At 60.9% G+C, this 17,691-nt stretch carries 16 protein-coding genes; 13 read left to right on the top strand and 3 right to left on the bottom strand.

Annotated elements, in window-relative coordinates:
- Entirely contained in the window at positions 1-1,824 is a 1,824-nt protein-coding gene (locus tag LOH54_RS02150; RefSeq protein ID WP_231020138.1) for a peptidoglycan D,D-transpeptidase FtsI family protein, read from the bottom strand.
- 61 nt (positions 1,825-1,885) lie between these two features.
- On the opposite strand from LOH54_RS02150, the gene LOH54_RS02155 reads away from it, so the two are divergent.
- The 13 genes from LOH54_RS02155 (at position 1,886) to LOH54_RS02215 (ending at position 14,739) form a co-directional block, all read left to right on the top strand.
- Positions 1,886-2,725: a hypothetical protein gene (locus tag LOH54_RS02155; RefSeq protein WP_231020139.1), complete on the top strand. Its 840-nt coding sequence runs from the start codon at positions 1,886-1,888 to the stop codon at positions 2,723-2,725.
- 101 nt (positions 2,726-2,826) lie between these two features.
- The gene (locus tag LOH54_RS02160; RefSeq protein WP_231020141.1) at positions 2,827-3,987 is read left to right on the top strand and encodes an FtsW/RodA/SpoVE family cell cycle protein; all 1,161 of its coding nucleotides are present in this window, start codon (positions 2,827-2,829) and stop codon (positions 3,985-3,987) included.
- The gene (gene murG, locus LOH54_RS02165; RefSeq protein ID WP_231020143.1) at positions 3,984-5,000 is read left to right on the top strand and encodes an undecaprenyldiphospho-muramoylpentapeptide beta-N-acetylglucosaminyltransferase; all 1,017 of its coding nucleotides are present in this window, start codon (positions 3,984-3,986) and stop codon (positions 4,998-5,000) included. Before LOH54_RS02160 ends, murG begins: the two co-directional genes overlap by 4 nt.
- On the top strand, positions 5,000-5,617 hold the full coding sequence (locus LOH54_RS02170; protein ID WP_231020145.1) for a DedA family protein: 618 nt from the start codon (positions 5,000-5,002) through the stop codon (positions 5,615-5,617). Before murG ends, LOH54_RS02170 begins: the two co-directional genes overlap by 1 nt.
- Before the next feature lie 59 nt (positions 5,618-5,676).
- Positions 5,677-6,018 carry a hypothetical protein gene (locus LOH54_RS02175; RefSeq protein WP_231020147.1) on the top strand — a complete coding sequence of 114 codons (342 nt, stop codon included), beginning with the start codon at positions 5,677-5,679 and terminating at the stop codon, positions 6,016-6,018.
- A gap of 76 nt (positions 6,019-6,094) precedes the next feature.
- Positions 6,095-8,644, top strand: coding sequence for an alanine--tRNA ligase (gene alaS, locus LOH54_RS02180; protein WP_231020149.1), 2,550 nt, complete (start codon positions 6,095-6,097; stop codon positions 8,642-8,644).
- Entirely contained in the window at positions 8,641-9,177 is a 537-nt protein-coding gene (locus tag LOH54_RS02185) for a hypothetical protein (RefSeq protein WP_231020150.1), read from the top strand. Before alaS ends, LOH54_RS02185 begins: the two co-directional genes overlap by 4 nt.
- A gap of 4 nt (positions 9,178-9,181) precedes the next feature.
- On the top strand, positions 9,182-9,745 hold the full coding sequence (maf, locus tag LOH54_RS02190; protein WP_231020152.1) for a septum formation inhibitor Maf: 564 nt from the start codon (positions 9,182-9,184) through the stop codon (positions 9,743-9,745).
- Positions 9,742-10,494, top strand: coding sequence for a M48 family metallopeptidase (locus LOH54_RS02195; protein WP_231020154.1), 753 nt, complete (start codon positions 9,742-9,744; stop codon positions 10,492-10,494). The genes maf and LOH54_RS02195 overlap by 4 nt, the downstream gene beginning before the upstream one ends.
- Complete coding sequence (locus LOH54_RS02200) at positions 10,491-11,588, top strand: aminotransferase class I/II-fold pyridoxal phosphate-dependent enzyme (protein ID WP_231020155.1); 1,098 nt, start codon at positions 10,491-10,493, stop codon at positions 11,586-11,588. The genes LOH54_RS02195 and LOH54_RS02200 overlap by 4 nt, the downstream gene beginning before the upstream one ends.
- A 5-nt stretch (positions 11,589-11,593) precedes the next feature.
- Positions 11,594-12,289 (top strand): ATP-binding cassette domain-containing protein, encoded by a 696-nt coding sequence (locus LOH54_RS02205; RefSeq protein ID WP_231020157.1) that lies wholly within the window; start codon positions 11,594-11,596, stop codon positions 12,287-12,289.
- Complete coding sequence (locus LOH54_RS02210; RefSeq protein WP_231020159.1) at positions 12,286-14,232, top strand: penicillin-binding protein 1A; 1,947 nt, start codon at positions 12,286-12,288, stop codon at positions 14,230-14,232. Before LOH54_RS02205 ends, LOH54_RS02210 begins: the two co-directional genes overlap by 4 nt.
- Positions 14,233-14,265: 33 nt before the next feature.
- On the top strand, positions 14,266-14,739 hold the full coding sequence (locus LOH54_RS02215) for a hypothetical protein (RefSeq protein WP_231020161.1): 474 nt from the start codon (positions 14,266-14,268) through the stop codon (positions 14,737-14,739).
- Positions 14,740-14,960: 221 nt separating this feature from the next.
- Here the strand turns inward: LOH54_RS02215 and leuA are convergent, their stop codons facing one another.
- Positions 14,961-16,631 (bottom strand): 2-isopropylmalate synthase, encoded by a 1,671-nt coding sequence (gene leuA, locus LOH54_RS02220; protein ID WP_231020163.1) that lies wholly within the window; start codon positions 16,629-16,631, stop codon positions 14,961-14,963.
- Positions 16,632-16,764: 133 nt separating this feature from the next.
- Entirely contained in the window at positions 16,765-17,661 is an 897-nt protein-coding gene (locus tag LOH54_RS02225; protein ID WP_231020165.1) for a sensor histidine kinase, read from the bottom strand.
- Positions 17,662-17,691: the final 30 nt, after the last annotated feature.

Consider the following 17,691-nt stretch of genomic DNA (forward strand, 5'->3'; position numbering starts at 1 on the left):
TCAGTGTTTGGTACTGACCGCCACTTCTTCCGCTGCCGCCACCGGGTCCGGCACGAGATACCCCTCCCGCACCATCATATCGATCACTTTTTTGTTGACTGCGACAGCGGTCAGAGAGGCGAAGTGGTATTTCTTCGGCTTTATAACGGTGACGCCGATCGTGTAGCGGTGCCCCTGCGTGTCGTTGGCGAAGCCGAGGAAAGAGGTGTTGTACTGGTTGACGTAGCGGCCCCCTTCGGCGATGTGGGCTGTTCCCGTTTTGCCGCCGATCTCGAGGCCGGGGGTGATCGTGCCCGTTCCGGTCCCCTCCCGGACGGTTTTGATCAGGATCTTTTTCATCCTCGCGGCCGTGGAGGGGGTGAGGACCTGGACCGGGTCGTCGGTTTCAAGGGCGATGGTCTCGCCCGTCGCGGGGTCGATGAGCTTGTTGGCGACGGTCGGTGTGACCGCTTTTCCGCCGTTGTTGAAGACGTTGTAGGCCTTGATCAACTGCATCAGGTCGACGCGCAGGCCGTAGCCGTAGGCGGTGGTGGCCTTGTAGATTTCGGCGTTCAGTTGCCGGACGCTGGGGAGGACCCCGCGTTTTTCATAGGGGAACTCCATCCCCGTCGGCCTGGTCAGGCCGAAGTTCCGCAGCCCTTCGGCGAATTCGTCCCCTTCGAGCTTTTGGGCCAGCTGGGCGATGCCGATGTTCGAGGAGTGGACGATGACGTTCTCCGCGCTGATCCAGTTGAATTTGTGCTCGTCAGTGATCACCTTGCGCCCCATCTTGAAGCGTCCGCCGTGGCCGTTGACGATGTCAAAGGGGTTGACCTTCCCGTGTTCGAGCAGAATGGAGAAGACGAGGGGCTTGAGGACCGAACCCGGTTCGAAACTGTACTCAAGGGCTCCCGTATTGAGGGCGCTGTAGTCGCTTTTTTTGATCTGCGTCGGCAGAAAGCGGTTGGAGCTGGCAAGGGAGAGCACTTCCCCGTCGTCGCTGCGCATGATCACGACCATGATCTCTTCGGCATCGAGATAATCTTTCATGGCGTCTGCAATGCGCTCGACCCTTATTTGCAGGGTGACGGGAATGGTGAGCTGAAGGTCGTAGCCGTCCAGGGGCGGGGTAAAGAGGCTCTCCTTTGTCAGACGCTTGTAGTTATTGGCGTCGCGGGGAGCATAGGTGTAGCCGTTGCGGCGGGCCTGCAGCGAATCGTCAAACTGTTTTTCCAGCCCCTTGATGCCGCGGTTGCGGGTATAGCCGTCCTCTTCGAACTTGCGGGGGTAGCCGATAAGGGGGGTGAGGAGGTCGCCGTAGGGGTAGACGCGCGCTTCGCCGCTTTCGACGACGTTGAGTCCGTGCAGGATCGTATCCCCCGAGGGGGTTTCGTATTCGACGAAGATCCCGAGCCTGCGCAGTTCGAACGCGAGGCTTTTGAGGTACTGGGCCCGCTTAGGGGAGATGTCGTAGCTGAGCACGACGTTGCCGCGGCGTTTGCCGAGTTTTTGGCGGATCTTCGCCGTCGGGATGCCGCTGTAGATGGAGAAGAGCTGCACGAAGAGCTCTTTTTTGTCGGGATCGATGTTGCGGGTGTTGACGGTCGCCTTGTAGAGTTTGCGTGTCGTCGCGATATGGAAACCGTCGGCGCTGATAAGGCTGCCGCGCATCGCCTTGGTCGTGCCGGAGGTGTAGAGGCGCGGCGTGTGGCGCTCGCCCAGGGCCTTGCCCGCCATCACGAGGGCAAAGACGGCAAAGGCGAATGTAATCAGCAAAAAGAGGATGACGATCTTTTTCTTTTTGTTCAGTTCAACGTTGGCCATCGTGCTGCTTCCGCCCTGCATGTTTCAGTAATCGGACTATAGCGTTTTGTGCTTGAAAGGGGGGTTAGTGTATAGTGTGCGGATGATAATACGCACCCTGACGTTGCTGCTGCTTTTTTTGCCGGGAATCCTTGCTGCCGAAACGCTGGCGGCAGGAAGGGTCTACACCGGACCGCAGAAACTCAGTGCCCCGAATTTGGGGGCATCGCTGATGCTGCCCGCGCAGTGGCAGGCACAGCTTGTCGGCGAACGCGGTCCCCTGGTGCTGCAGTCGCCCGACGGAGCGGGACGTGTCCTTATGGAGGCGAACACGAGCGTCCTGGGCGATCCCCGGCAGATGCTCCCGCAGCAGATGCGGTATTACGGACTGGAGCTCCGCTCCTCGTCACAGATCGCGGCGCTGCGGCCGTCGCTGTTCTACCGCCTCTACCGGGTCCAGGGCGAAGAGGCCTTTACCCGGGCATTGATCCATGTCGTGCTGGGACCGCAGGGGCGTGCGGTCGTGCTCTACGGCTTTTTTACACCCGAAGGGTACGAGGGGATGCGCCAGACGATGATCACCCTCGGCGACAGCATCGGATTCACGCCCCTGCGGGCCCTGCCCGCACACGCGGAGGGGGTGTACCAGCGCATCAGCGGAGGCCATTTCGTCTTCTACCAGAACAGCGGCGCCTTTACAGAAAAACGGGAAGTGTGGCTCTGCCGCAACGGCGACACGCTGCTGCGGGGGGTCCATACCGTGGCGAATGAAACGTCGCGTCAGCGGGTGCTGCGCCGGGGGGAGTGGCATATCGAAGGAGACGATCTGCTGCTGAACTTCGGCGAAGGGGGCGTCGAACGCTACCGCGTACGCCTGGAGAACAATACGCTCTATTTCGGCGGCGCCCAGACGTTCCGCCTCCCCAACCACACCTGCGACTAGGTACGGATTCTGCCGCACGGAGCGTGCCGGGGGCGAAGCGTATAGAGGTGCCCATAAGCCTTCGGCGGCTAAAATACATCCAAAAAAAAGCCGGAGTGCGCATGCCCGATAGAACCCTGTTCGTCACCGCCTCTACGCTGATCGCGATCAGCATCGTGATGATCTACTCCCTCTCGGAATACACGGTGGTTCTCTTCGATTACGCTCCGATGCACTTTGCCCTGCGCCAGATGGCCTTTGGGCTCTTCTCCATTTTGCTCATGTGGGGCATCGCCCAGCTTGACCCCGATGTCTGGCTCGGCCGCCTCGGTTTTCTGTTCTTTCTGGGGGCGCTCGTGCTGATGATGGGGATGCCCTTTATGCCGTCGTCGTTGGTGACGGAAGTCGGCGGGGCGAAACGGTGGATCCGCTTGGCCGGGGTCTCCCTGGCCCCCGTCGAGCTTTTCAAGATCGGGTTTGTCTATTTTCTCGCCTGGAGTTTTTCGCGCAAGATCCGCCACCACAGCGAACTCGGGATAAAGGGGGAGTTCCGGCAGTTCATTCCCTATGCCGCCTTCTTTATCCTGGTGATGGTCCTGATCGCAGTGATGCAGAAGGATCTGGGGCAGGTGATGGTCCTGGCGATGTCGCTGCTCTTCATGCTGATGCTCGCCGGCAGCAGTTTCCGCTTCTTCCTGGTGCTCATGGCCTTCGCCGTGGGCGCCTTTGTCGTCTTCATCTTTACCGCCCAGCACCGGGTCGCGCGCATTATCTCCTGGTGGTCGCTGGCGCAGGACTCCATCCTCTCATTGATGCCCGAGTTTATCGCCGCGCATCTGCGGGTGCAGTCCCACGACGAACCCTACCAGATCAGCCACTCCCTCAACGCGATCCATAACGGCGGGATCATCGGTACGGGCCTGGGCAACGGGACCTTCAAGCTGGGGTTTCTGAGCGAGGTGCATACGGACTTTATCCTGGCGGGGATCGCCGAGGAGTTCGGGTTTATAGGTATCGCCGTCGTGACGGGTCTCTTTCTCTGGATGCTCAAACGCATCTTTACGATCGCCAACCGCATCGGGAACGCCCGCTATTCGCTCTTCTGCGTCGGGATCGGGCTGCTGCTGGCCTTCGCGTTCCTGCTCAACGCCTTCGGCATCAGCGGCATTACCCCCATCAAGGGGATATCGGTACCCTTCCTCAGCTACGGCGGCTCGGCGATGATGGCGTCGGCCGTCGGGGTGGGAATGGTCCTGATGATCTCGAAAAAGGCACAGTATTGAAATTCGTATTGACAGGCGGCGGGACCGGCGGACACCTGGCCATTGCCAAGGCCCTGCTGGACGCGATCTCCGCGGCAGGCGACGAAGCGATCTTCATCGGATCGACCACGGGGCAGGACCGGATGTGGTTCGGGGAGGGCTCCGCGTTTGAGCAGACCCATTTTCTGGAGACGACGGGGGTCGTCAACCGCCGGGGAGTGGCGAAACTGGCGGCGCTGTGGCGGGTGGCCCGGTCGGCACTGGAGGCAAGGCGGATCATGAGGCGCTACCGCCCCGATGCCGTCATCAGCGTCGGGGGCTTTTCGGCGGCGCCGGCCTCTTTCGCGGCCCTCTCCCTGAAGATCCCCTATTTTATCCATGAACAAAACGCCGTGACCGGGCGGCTCAACCGTCTGCTTCGGCGCTACGCCCGCTGTTTTTTCAGCTCCTACGACTCCCAGAGCCCCGTCAAAAGCTATCCTGTGAACCGCGCGCTCTTCGAATCGGCGCGGGTGCGCGAGCGCGTAGAAACGGTGATCTTCCTCGGGGGCTCGCAGGGGGCGAAGGCGATCAACGACTTTGCCCTTGCCGTCGCCCCGGCATTGGCACGGCGCGGGATCGCCATTATCCACCAGTGCGGCGAACGCGACTATGAACGGGTCCGGGAGGCGTATGCGGCCATGGGCATAGGGGCGGAGCTGTACGGGTTTACGAAGGAACTCCCCTCCCTGCTTGCGCGCAGCGACCTCGCCGTCAGCCGTGCCGGGGCGAGCACGCTCTGGGAGCTGGCGGCGAACGGACTGCCGGCGCTCTACGTTCCCTACCCCTACGCGGCGGGGGACCACCAGTACTACAACGCGATGTACCTGGCAGAGCAGGGGCTCTCCTGGGTCGTCCGGGAAGCGGAGCTCCGCCCCGAACTGCTTGAACAGATGCTCGACGAGGGTGTTGAAGCGGCCAGCAGGGGACTGCGGGCCCTGGAAGGCGACGATGCAGCCGCAGCGATCATTTCTGCCGTCCGGGGGGCGTGCTGATGCTGGCGGAACTGACGCAGTGGCTCGTCGAGGCAGTCCTGGGGCTGGGCTATGTCGGGATCTTCGCCCTGATGGCGGTGGAGAGCTCCTTCGTCCCTTTCCCCAGCGAGGTGGTGCTGGTGCCGGCGGGCTATCTGATCGCCCAGGGGGAGATGCATCCCATTGTGGTCATGCTCATGGCGCTGATGGGATCGCTGACCGGTGCGCTCATCAACTACTACCTGGCGCTCTCGCTCGGCCTTCCCCTGCTGCGCCGCTACGGGCGCTACGTCTTTATCTCCGAGAAGAGCCTGGAGCGGCTCGATGCCTTTTTCAGGGCACACGGCCCCATTTCAACCTTTTCGGGGCGCCTGCTGCCGGGCATAAGGCAGCTCATCTCCATCCCTGCCGGCCTGGCGCGAATGCCCCTGGCACCCTTTGTGGCATATACGGCACTCGGGGCGGGGCTGTGGAGCCTGATCCTGGTACTGGTAGGCTACCTGATCGGCGAGAACGAGGCCCTGCTGAAGAGCTACCTGCGGGAGATCACCCTGGCGGTTTTCGTCGGGGTGGTCCTGCTGGTCGCCTTCTATGTCTACCGCCGGAGACGACCGTGCAAAACCCCCGATGAGGTTTGAGTGACTCTTTAGGAAAACTTATGTATCATGGGGCACCGAATGCGGTGCCAGGAGACCCCATGAAAGAGACGATCGAGTCGATCAACAGGCAGTTTGATGCCCTCATCGCCAAAATCGATCCGCTGTCGGCCGAGATGCTGCGTGATCGTGACTATGCCGTGCAGCTTGCCGACTGCGTTACCCGTTCGTATGTGATGCTCAACGACGGCATGAACAGCGAGCACGAGGTCTGCTGCGCCTGTGCCCTTGAACGGGACTATCTGCGCGAGGCAATGGAGCGGCTGGAGCTGATCGGGCAGACGGGGGAGGTCGACACGGAGACGGAACGTTTCTATTTCGAGTTTGTCGCAAGCCTCTGGACCATCCGCCGCCACATCGCCGCCGCGCTTTCCCGCCTTTAGAGCTACACTTAATCCCCGCTTCGCTATAATCGCGCATATTTTACCGCGGTGCTTTGCCGCACAAAGTGATGAGAGTATGGATGTACGCGAAGCCTATCTGAAATTTTTTGAATCCAAGGGCCACACGCCGGTAGCGAGCGCACCGCTGGTGCCCGACGACGCCACGCTGCTGTTCAATAACGCGGGGATGGTCCCGTTCAAGACGATCTTTACCGGCGAGGTGCCGGTACCCGAGAACCCCCGTGCCACGTCGTGCCAGACCTGTGTCCGCGCCGGCGGAAAGCATAACGACCTGGAAAACGTCGGCCACACGGCCCGCCACCACACCTTCTTCGAGATGCTGGGCAACTTCAGCTTCGGCGACTACTTCAAAGAGGAGGCGATCGCCTACGCGTGGGAGTTCGTGACCGAGGTGCTTGCCCTGCCCAAAGAGAAGCTCTGGGTCACGGTACACGAGAGCGATGACGAAGCCGAGGCGATCTGGAAGAAGCACATCGCTGCGGACCGCATTATGCGCCTGGGGGACAAAGACAATTTCTGGCAGATGGGCGATACCGGCCCTTGCGGTCCCTGCTCAGAGATCTTCATCGACCAGGGTGCGGAGCACTTCAACGGCCCCGAGGATTACATGGGCGGCGACGGCGACCGTTTCTTGGAGATCTGGAACCTCGTCTTCATGCAGTACGAGCGCAATGCGAAGGGCGAGCTCAACCCGCTGCCCAAGCCCTCCATCGATACGGGGATGGGCCTCGAGCGCGTCGTCGCCGTCAAGGAAGGGAAGCTGAGCAACTACGACTCCTCCCTCTTTATGCCGATCATCAACAAGGTCGTCGACCTGATCGGCAAGCCTTACGAATACGCTACCGGTGCGAGCTACCGCGTCATCGCCGACCATATCCGCACCGTCCTTTTCCTGCTTGCCCAGGGGACGAACTTCTCCAACGAGGGGCGCGGTTACGTCCTGCGCCGTATCCTTCGCCGCGCGGTACGTCACGGCTACCTGCTGGGCTTCACCAAGCCGTTCATGCACGAGATCGTCGATACGGTCGTGGAACTGATGGGGCATCAATACCCGTACCTGTCGGAAAAAGCGCCCGTTGTCAAAGAGCAGATCATGCTTGAAGAGGAGCGCTTCTTCAAAACGATCGAGGATGGGATTGCCCTGTTCAGCGAAGAGCTCAAGAACACGAAGGATGTCTTCAGCGGTGAGACCGCTTTCAAACTCTACGATACCTTCGGCTTTCCTCTCGACCTCACCGAGGATATGCTGCGCGAAAAGGGGCTCGGCCTCGATACGGCGACCTTCGAGCGTCTGATGACCGAGCAGCGCGAACGGGCCAAAGCGGCCTGGAAGGGGAGCGGCGACGCCCACGTCGAAGGGGACTTCAAAACGCTGCTGGAGCAGTTCGGCGAGAACAGCTTCGTCGGTTACGGCCGCATGACAGGCGAGTCGAAGGTCCTGGCCCTGCTCAGCGAGGGCTTCGGCCGCGAAGAGAGCCTCCACGCCCGCCACGAAGGGTGGGTACTGCTGGATGAGACGCCTTTCTATGCCGAAAGCGGCGGACAGACGGGCGACACCGGTCTGCTCGAAGGGGTTGCCGAGGTCCTCGATACGAAGAAATTCTTCGGCCTCAACCTCTCCAAGATCCGCGCGACCGCGACGATCAACGTCGGCGACACCGTCACGGCGGTCGTCGATGAAGCGCGCCAGGAGATCGAACGCCACCACTCGGCGACGCACCTGCTGCATGCGGCGCTGTACGAAGAGCTGGGCGAGCATATCTCCCAGGCGGGCTCCCTCGTCGAGGCCGACCGTCTCCGTTTTGACTTCTCCCACCCCAAGGCGATGACCTCCGCGGAGATCGCCGCCGTCGAGGAGCGCGTGAACCTCGTGGTGCAGCGCGGCCTCTCCAACATGACGGAGGAGATGGACATCGAAGCTGCCAAGCAGAGCGGCGCGAAAGCGCAGTTCGGCGAGAAGTACGGTGACCGTGTTCGCGTCGTCCGCTTCGGCGACGCCTCCATCGAATTCTGCGGCGGGACCCACGTCGGCAGCACGAGCGAGATCGGGATGTTCGTCATCACCAAAGAGAGCGGGGTGAGCGCCGGTGTCAGACGGATCGAAGCGGTCTGCTCCAAGGCGGCCTACGACTACTTCAAGCAGCAGCGCCACCTGATCGGCGAAGCGGAAGCCGCCGTCAAGAACCGTGACGTGCTTGCCGGGGTCGAACGCCTCAAAGAGCAGATCAATACGCTGAAAGTGGAGCTTCAAGACGCCCAGAACGCCGCGAAGGAGTCCCTGGACGCGGAGACGATCAACGGCGTCAGCGTCTTCGTCGAAGAGATCAAAAGCGGCGACGTCAAAGGGCGCATCGACGAGCTCAAGAACATGAACGAGAGCGTCGCGGCGATGCTCTTCCAGGTCAAAGGCGACAAGGTGATGATCGCCGCCGGCGTCAAGAATGCCGGTGCCAAAGCCGGCGACTGGATCAAAGCTATCGCACCGATTCTCGGCGGCGGCGGGGGCGGACGTCCGGACTTCGCCCAGGCCGGCGGCAAAGATGCTTCAAAACTGCCCGAAGCGCTTGAGGCGTCCAAAGCCTATATTACGGAGGCGCTGTCATGAAAGAGGCCATGGTTACCTTCTTCTGGGAGTACAGCACGCTGATCGTCTTCCTGCATGTGCTCAGCGCCGTCGTCTGGGTCGGCGGGATGATCGCCATGCGTTTCGCCGCGCACAACTCCTTCATGGAGCTTGAGCCCCCGGTGCGCCTGGCGCGCACCGCCCATGCGCTGAAGCGTCTCTTCGCGATCGTCAGCCCCTTTGTTGTCATTCTGATCATCACGGCCGTGTTGATGGCCGTAGGCTGGGGCTTCCGCGCCGCGTCGGTGGACGCGAACGGCAATGTTATTGACGAAGCGGCGTTCGCGACCTATCAGCTCGTGCACGTTAAAGAGGCGATCTGGCTCATCATGGCCCTCAACCTGGGCGCCATGATCCTGCGACGCAACAAGGCGCAGAAAAAGATCGATGCCGGCGATTTCGCCGCGGCCAAAGGGCTGCTGGGGCTGATCGGGAAGTACATGGTCCCGCTGAACATCATCCTCGGTGTTATCGCCATCTACCTGGGAGTCACGCTGCGCTACTCGCACGCGTAAGGTCATGGCCGCTCCCCTCCGCCTCGCCTCCGCCTCGCAAAGCCGGGCCCTGCTGTTAGAGCAGGCCGGGATCGACTTTATCCAGACCCCGATGGACTATGACGAGGAGCAGATCGTCGCCGCTTCGCCGAAAAATTTCGTCTACCAGGCGACGGTAGGGAAGTATGAGGCAGGAATGCGGACCTTCGGCATCGAGGGGCATCCGCTCCTCGTTGCCGATTCCGTCGTGACGTCGCAGGGACAAATCCTGCGGAAGGCGCGCTGTCTCGATGATGCCCGCAATATCCTGATGACGCAGAGCGGCAGCGTTACCTCCATCATCACCTGCATGATCTACCACTCCCCCCGTCTGAAGCTCATTGACATCTCCGCGACGGATTACCTCTTCGCCCCCTTCGACCCCGAGGACCTGGAGCGCTATCTTGCCTCCGGGGAGTGGCGCGGCAAGGCGGGGGGCTGCATGGTCGAAGGGTTCTGCAAACCCTACATCCGCAGCGTCCGCGGCAATGAAAGTACCGCGATGGGGCTCAACGTCGAGGCCCTCAAACCATTCCTGGAGGGCGTATGAAACGACTTGCTACCGCAGTGATGCTCATGCTGATGATCGCCGGCTGTGCGAAAACCCCTGTGACGGGGCGTTCCCAACTCATTCTGATCTCCAACGAGCAGGAGGTCGCGCTGGGGCTCAGCGAATCGGAGAAGCTCAAAAAGAGTGCCAAACTCTCCACAAACAGTGCGCAGGTGGCGCGGGTCCGCCGCATCGGGGAACGGATCGCCGCGGTCAGCGGAAGGGACGATTTCCAGTGGGAGTTCAACGTCATCGAGTCCGACACCCTTAACGCCTTCTGCCTTCCCGGCGGGAAGGTCTATTTCTATACGGGACTGCTCAAGCTGACGGAGAACGACGACCAGATCGCAACGGTCATGGGCCACGAGATCGCCCACGCCCTCGCGCGCCACGGGGCGGAACGGATGTCGATGCAGATGGTCAGCAATGCCGGGGCGCAGCTGCTCGGCGCCGCCCTGGAGATCCCCGCGCAGTACCAGGGACTGTACAACCAGGCCTACGGTCTCTCCACCCAGCTGGGCGTTCTGCTTCCCTACAGCCGCAAACATGAATCGGAGGCGGATCAGATCGGCATCTACCTGATGTGGAAAGCGGGATTCGATCCGCACCAGGCTGTCAGGTTCTGGGAACGGATGCAGGCGGCCTCGGGTGGGAAGAAATCACCGGAGTTCCTCTCGACGCACCCCTCGGACCAGTCGCGCATCGACGCGATCAACGCCTTTATCAAAAAACTCCCCGCACAGCGATGAAGTATTACGACAACGAGCTTTCCGCCCTGAAACGTTCGGGGCGCTACCGCGAACGCCGGGTGTTCGATCCGGCGATCACGGATCTCGCCTCGAACGACTACCTGGGGCTGGCGGAAAAACCGGAACTCTTTAATGCGGCCGTCGCGCGGCTGAGCGGGGAGAAGGTACACGCCCCCAAGGCGTCGATGCTTGTCAACGGCTACCATGCCGTTCACCGGGAATTCGAAGCGGCGCTCTGCGATGCAAACGGCTTTGAATCGGGCATCGTGATGGGGAGCGGATTCAACGCGAACCTGGCGATGATCGAGGCCCTCGTGCGCCGGGGCGACGAGCTCTTTATGGATGAGAAATACCATGCCAGCGGGGTGCTCGCTTCGAAACTCGTCGAGGGGAAGGTATCGCTTTTCGGCCACAACGACGTCCGGGAGCTGGAGGAGAAGCTTGCCGCCTCCGCCGCCCGCCGGCGCATCATCGCCGTCGAGGGGATCTACTCCATGGATGGGGATCTGATGGCGCGGGAGATCTTTGCGCTCGCGGAGCGTTACGACGCCCTGCTGATCATTGACGAGGCGCACAGCAGCGGGGTGGTCGGTTCGCGGCTGCTGGGCGTATTCGATCTCTACGGGATTCCACCGAAACCCAACCACATCAAGATGGGGACCCTGGGCAAAGCGTACGGCAGCTTTGGGGCCTACGTGCTTTCGTCAAGCCATATCGCGGATTACCTCGTCAACCGCGCAAAGCCCGTCATTTACGCCACGGCGCCGTCGCTCTTTGACACGGCACTGGCGCATGCGTCGCTGAACTATATCTTGGAGAATGCCGAGGAGCTGAGGGCACAGATCGAGGCGCGTCGCGCGATGATGAACGGGCTCCTCGGCACCGCGGCGGAGGGTCTTATCGCGGCCGTCCCCGTCGGCGACAACCGGAAGGTGATGGCGATCCAGGCGGCGCTGCTGGCGGAGGGGATGCTCGTCGGCGCCATCCGGCAGCCGACGGTGGAGCGGGCGATCATCCGGCTGATCGGTCGGCTCGGAGTCGAAGAGGGGAGCCTGCGGCGCGGTTGCGAGATTATCGCCCGTTGGGTAAAATAGGCGCGATGATTCAGATTAAACGTTTGCGGATCGAATATGACGGCGGTACGCTGGTGGATATCGCCTTTGGCATCGAGAGCGCGCTGGCCCTGGTGGGACAGAGCGGCAGCGGAAAGAGCTTGACGCTCAAGGCGCTGCTGGGAATGCTCCCGCCCGCGATGACGTCGACCATAGAGATGGATGCCCCCTTTGAGCTCCGCCGCGGCGACACCGTCGCCTTCGTACCCCAAAACCCCTTTACCGCCCTCTCGCCGCTGACCAGGGTCGGCGGCCATTTCGACGGGGTTCCGCCGGCGGAAGCGGCGGCGCTGATGACGCGGGTCGGTCTGGATGCGGCGCTGCTCGAGCGTTTCCCGCCGGAGCTCTCGGGCGGGCAGCTGCAGCGGGCCGTGATCGCCATCGCCCTGTCGCACGCACCCAAACTGCTCCTGCTCGATGAGCCGACGACGGCCCTTGACCCCGAGACACGCCGCGTTATTATCGCGCTGCTGCGGGAGCTGCAGACACAGATGGGCTTCCAGATGCTCTTTGTGACCCACGATATCGTCTCGGCGCGTGCGCTGTGCGACGAGGTGTGCGTCATCCGCGAGGGCAGCGTGGTGGAGCAGGGGGCGATGGCGCAGGTGATGGCGTCGCCCGAACATGCATATACACGCACACTGATTGAATCTAGTTTCGCCGGGAGGGAGTATAGAACGTGAAAAAAATTCTGCTGTGGGGAGGCCTGGCCGGTGTGGTCGCCCTTATCCTTTTCATCGGTTACTTTGTGGCGCAGTACGGTCACGAGACCCGGAAGTTGGTCCAGTACAACCCGCCGATGACAACGTACATTTATGACCGGAACGGCGAGAAGATCGCCAATATTTTCGATAAGCAGAACCGCGCCTACGTCACCTTTGACGAGATCCCGCCGCTGGTGATCGAAGCCCTGCTGGCCATTGAAGATACGACCTTTTTCGAACACCGCGGCGTCAATGTCGATGCGATCTTCCGTGCGATCATCAAGGACATCAAGGCAGGGAAGCTTGTCGAAGGTGCGAGTACGATTACCCAACAGCTGGTCAAGAACACCCTCTTGACGCGGGAGAAGAAGTTTTCGCGCAAGCTCAAAGAGCTTATCTTCTCGCTGAAACTCGAAACGGAACTGAGCAAAGAGGAGATCCTGGAGCGCTACCTCAACGCCATCTACCTCGGTCACGGCTACTACGGGATCAAAACGGCGGCAGAGGGGTATTTTCACAAGCCGCTGAACCGCCTGACGCTCAAAGAGACCGCGATACTCGTCGGCCTTCCCAAGGCCCCCTCCTTTTACGCGCCGACACGCAACTACGAGCTTTCCCTTGGACGGGCGAACCGGGTGATCTCACGGATGCATGCGCTGGGGTGGGTGGACGACGAGAGCTACAACACGGCGCTGCAGGAGCGCCCGGGGGTCTTTGACGAGACCCTGACGCAGAACCGCGCACCCTACGTCACGGACGAGGTCCTGCGGCGGGCGGCGGTGCTTTACCCCGATATCCGGACGGGCGGCTATACGATCAACACGACCGTGGACCTGCGGCTGCAGGAGGCGGGACGTGAGGCCCTCTCATACGCCTATGACGGCATTCTCGAGCGGGCGATGAAAAAGGACGAAGATGCCAACGCCAGCCAGTTCGGAGAGCTCAACGGCGCGCTGGTCAGCATCGAGCCCACGACGGGGGAGATCCTCGCGCTCGTCGGCGGTGTGGATTACACCAAGAGCGCGTTCAACCGGGCGACGCAGGCCCGCCGCCAGCCGGGGTCCGCGTTCAAACCTTTCATCTATCAGGTCGCGCTGGATCTGGGCTATTCGCCGGCAACGGAGCTGGTTGATATCGCCCGGACCTATGATTATGAAACGGAAGGGAGCGAGAAGAAGTGGCAGCCCAAGAACTATGAACGCGATTATAAAGGGCTGATCACTTTGCGCGAAGCGCTAGTGCATTCACGTAACCTTGCGACGATCAACCTGGTGACGGATATCGGGCTCTCACGCATCTACCGCGAACTCGCCCGCTACCAGTTTGCAGGGTTGCCTAAGGACCTCTCCCTGGCCCTGGGCAGCATCACCCTTTCGCCGGTCGAACTGGCCGGCGCATACAGCTCCTTTGCCGCTGGCGGGGTGCAGAGCGATCCCTACCTTATTACGAGCATTGACAAACGGGGGACGCATTACGATGCCGAGCCGAAGCAGCGTGAGGTGACGAGCCCGGCCCAGGCCTTCTTGATGACGACGATCCTTCGCGACGTCGTGCTGCGGGGTACCGGCCGCGCCTCCGCGGTCGGCGGTATCGAAACGGCGGGCAAGACCGGGACAACGAACAACTCCATCGACGCCTGGTTCGCCGGTTACTCTCCGAGCGTGGAGACGGTGGTCTGGTTCGGAAACGACGACAATACCCCGCTGCCCAAACGGGAGACGGGGGGCCGGGCGGCGGCCCCGGCGTTTCGGAAATTTTACACCCAGCTCCTGCATCTCTTCCCGCAGGTCCCGCGCAAATTCGTGATGCCCGAAGGGGTGACGAAGGTCGAGCGTAACGGGGCAGAGGAGTTCTTTACCAAGGCGTCGCCGCCGCCGGTGGAGAAGATGCCTTCCGAAGCGGAGGACGGTCTGCTCTTCTAGCCGCCTGTGCTACAATGGCCCAAAGGAGAGCGTATGACAAAGATAACCTTTGGCATCACGGCGACGGCACTTCTGCTCCATGCGGGGGTCTTTGACGCCGGAACAAAGAGCGTGGCGCTGACCGTGGGTAGCGGCAGCGGCTTTGACAGCACCTACACGATCGTGGGGGTCAGCGCGAACTACTTCGCCTTTAACGGCCTCTCCGTCGGCGTCGGCTACCGTGGCTGGTTCGGCGGCACGCCGACGATGAACGAGGTTGACCTGCCGGTGACCTATTATATCCCCCTCTCGCCTACCTTCCGTCCTTATGCCGGTGTTTTTTACCGGCACACTTTCATCAGCGGCCATTATGACGATTACGAGACCCTAGGGGCCCGGGCAGGGATCGCCTACGCCGAAGGACGCGCCTACCTGTCGGTGGGCTGGGCCGAGGAGTGGTACAGCCGCAGCAACGGCGATACGATCCGCCGCGGCTACCCGGAGATCACCGCCGCCATCAGTTTCTAGGCTTTATGACAACAAGCAACGTAGCGGTTAGAGTGAAAAAAATAGATTGTCGAGTGGGAAGAGTGGTGTAGGGATAAGGGGCGTTGCATTTGATGCATGATGATGACGCTGCCGGGAGCAGCGTTGTACTTTTGTCCTCGCGTTGCTGCGGAATTCCGCTTCGCTACATGTGCCACAGCGGCCGAGCGTAGCGGTACGGGGCTTGGCTCCGTATCGCGTTCTTATGAATGATATGCCCGGTTCAGCGCGCTGAACATCGCCATGACCCCGGCGATGGTGATGTCGTTGTCGCGGCCGACGCCGAAGAACGCGCCGAAATCTTCCGTTTCGATCTCGATGTAGGCCACGGCCTTGGCCGACGACTGCTCCCCGCAGGAGTGCTCTGAGTACGAACGCAGCACGAAGGCGTGCGGGAACTTTTCGCCGAGCGCTTTGCGGCAGGCGTCAATAGGCCCGTTGCCCTGACCCGTGCTCGTGATCTCCTCACCCTCAAACCGGTAGGTCAGTTTGACCGTCACGATCCCGCTTTTTGACGTCTCCGAGTTGACGGCCATATCCACGAATTCAATGTACTGCGGCACCTCGAAATAGGTCTTTTCGAAAATGCCCAGGATCTCTTCCGCCGTCAGTTCGCGCCCCTCGGCGTCCGTGACCCCCTGAACGATACGCCCGATCTCGGGGTGCATCTTTTTGGGGAGCTGGTAGCCGAATTTGTCCTCGAGGATGTAGGCGACGCCCCCTTTGCCCGACTGCGAATTGATGCGGATGATACTCTCGTACGTCCGGCCGACGTCGGCGGGGTCGATCGGCAGGTAGGGCACCTCCCAGAACGGTTCGCTTTTTGCGCGCTGGTAGGCCAGCCCTTTGTTAATGGCATCCTGGTGGGAGCCGGAAAAGGCCGTATAGACCAGTTCGCCCACATAGGGGTGGCGGACATGCGTCTCGATGTCGGTACAGCGCTCGACGACGTCGACGACGGTGTTGACGTCGCCGAAATCGAGCCCGGGGTCTACTCCCTGGGTGTACATGTTCAGCGCCAGGGTGATGATATCGACGTTCCCGGTCCGTTCGCCGTTGCTGAGCAGGGTTCCCTCGACACGGTCCGCCCCCGCCAGCAGTGCCAGCTCGGTCGCCGCGACGGAGGTGCCGCGGTCGTTGTGCGTATGCGTCGAGATGAGAATGTGCTCTCGGTTGTCCAGATGACGGCTCATCCACTCGATCTGGTCGGCATAGATGTTCGGCGTCGCCATCTCTACCGTTGCCGGGAGGTTGATGATGACCGGGCGCTCCGCGCTGATGCCCCAGCGTGCCGTCACGGCGTTACAGATCTGTGCGGCGAACTCCATTTCGGTCCCGGTAAAGCTTTCCGGCGAATACTCCAGGGTGATCTCGCCGTCAAATGACGCCGCACGGCTCTTGACCATGTCGACGCCTTCGAGTGCGAGGGCGGTGATGTCGTCCTGCTCTTTTTTGAAGACGATCTTGCGCTGGGCCGTTGACGTCGAGTTGTACAGGTGCACGATCGCCTTTTTGACGCCCTGGAGCGCCTCGAAAGTTTTGTCGATCAGATGCTCACGCGCCTGGACGAGTACTTGGATGGTGACGTCGCCCGGGATCAGCCCTCGCTCGACCAGGGTACGCAAAAAGTCGAATTCGACCTTGGACGCGGAGGGGAAACCCACCTCGATATGTTTGAATCCGAGTTTGAGCAGGAGGTCGAAGAGTTCAAGTTTTTGATCCAGATTCATCGGAGTCACCAGCGCCTGGTTGCCGTCGCGCAGGTCGACGCTGCACCACAGGGGCGCTTTGTCGATGGTGTTGTCCGGCCACTGGCGTTGTGGCAAATCAATCTTGGGGTATGGGCGGTATTTACCGCTTTGAGCATTTTTCATATGCTCCTCCTTGAACTAAAATAGTCGATCTCCTGCTAGAAATCGTGCGCAATTATAGCAAAACTGTCGGCGGGTTCGGGTTCACGGCAGCACAGGGGTGCGCTTGTTCAGGCGGTCGTAAAGTTTTCGGGGGTCAGGGGAGGGGGAGCTCCAGGCGGAAGATGGCGCCGCGCTTCCCGTTTTCGACGGTCAGCGAGCCCTGCATCTTCTGGGCGATCTGGGTGCTCATATAGAGCCCGATACCCGTGCCCTTGTCGTCGCGCTTGGTCGTGAAGTTCGGTTTGAAGATCTCTTCGAACAGTTCCGGATCGATCCCGCCGGCGCTGTCCTCGACCTCGATGTAGATATGTCCGCCTTTTTTGTAGAAGCGGATCTGAATCTCCCGCACGCTGCTTTCGCGCTCGATGAAGGCGTCTTTGGCGTTGGCGAGCAGGTTGAGCAGCAGGTGCTTGAACTCGTTCTCGATCCCGCTGACGATGATCTCGCGGCCCTCTTCGACGCTGACGGCGATGTTGTTGCGGAGCATCTCGTCGTGCACGAGCAGCAGGACCGACTGGGTACAGCGTTTGAGCCCGAAGGGGCCGCTCTCTTTGTCGGGGCGGAAGAAGGTGCGGAACTCGCTCAGCGTCGAGACCATGTGTGTGATCTGCTCCTGGATGTCCTCGACGAACTTTTCGACGTATTCCAGGGTGACGTCCCCAGCTTCAAAATCCATCTTCAGCAGGTCACCGTACATGCTGAGCGCATTCAGCGGCTGTTTCCACTGGTGGGCGACGGCGTCCATCATTTCGCCCATGGCCGCCATCTTCGCCTGGTTCTGCAGTACTTTTTCGCGCTCCAGGCGTTTATCGATCTCTTCAAGGACCCGTGACTCCAGCATCTGCTCGCGCGTGGTACCTTCGGTCGTGTAGCTTGCAATCAGGAGTTCGATCTTCTCGCGCAACCCATTGTCACACTGTGTTGAGAGGGCAAGGATGTCTTCGATAAGTGTTTGGGTCTTTGGCGCTTTCACTCGTTCCTGTCTTTGCATTAAATAATGTTTAGAATATATGATTTATTT

It is taken from the genome of Sulfurimonas sp. HSL-3221 (genome assembly GCF_021044585.1).
GTDB lineage: Bacteria > Campylobacterota > Campylobacteria > Campylobacterales > Sulfurimonadaceae > Thiomicrolovo > Thiomicrolovo sulfuroxydans.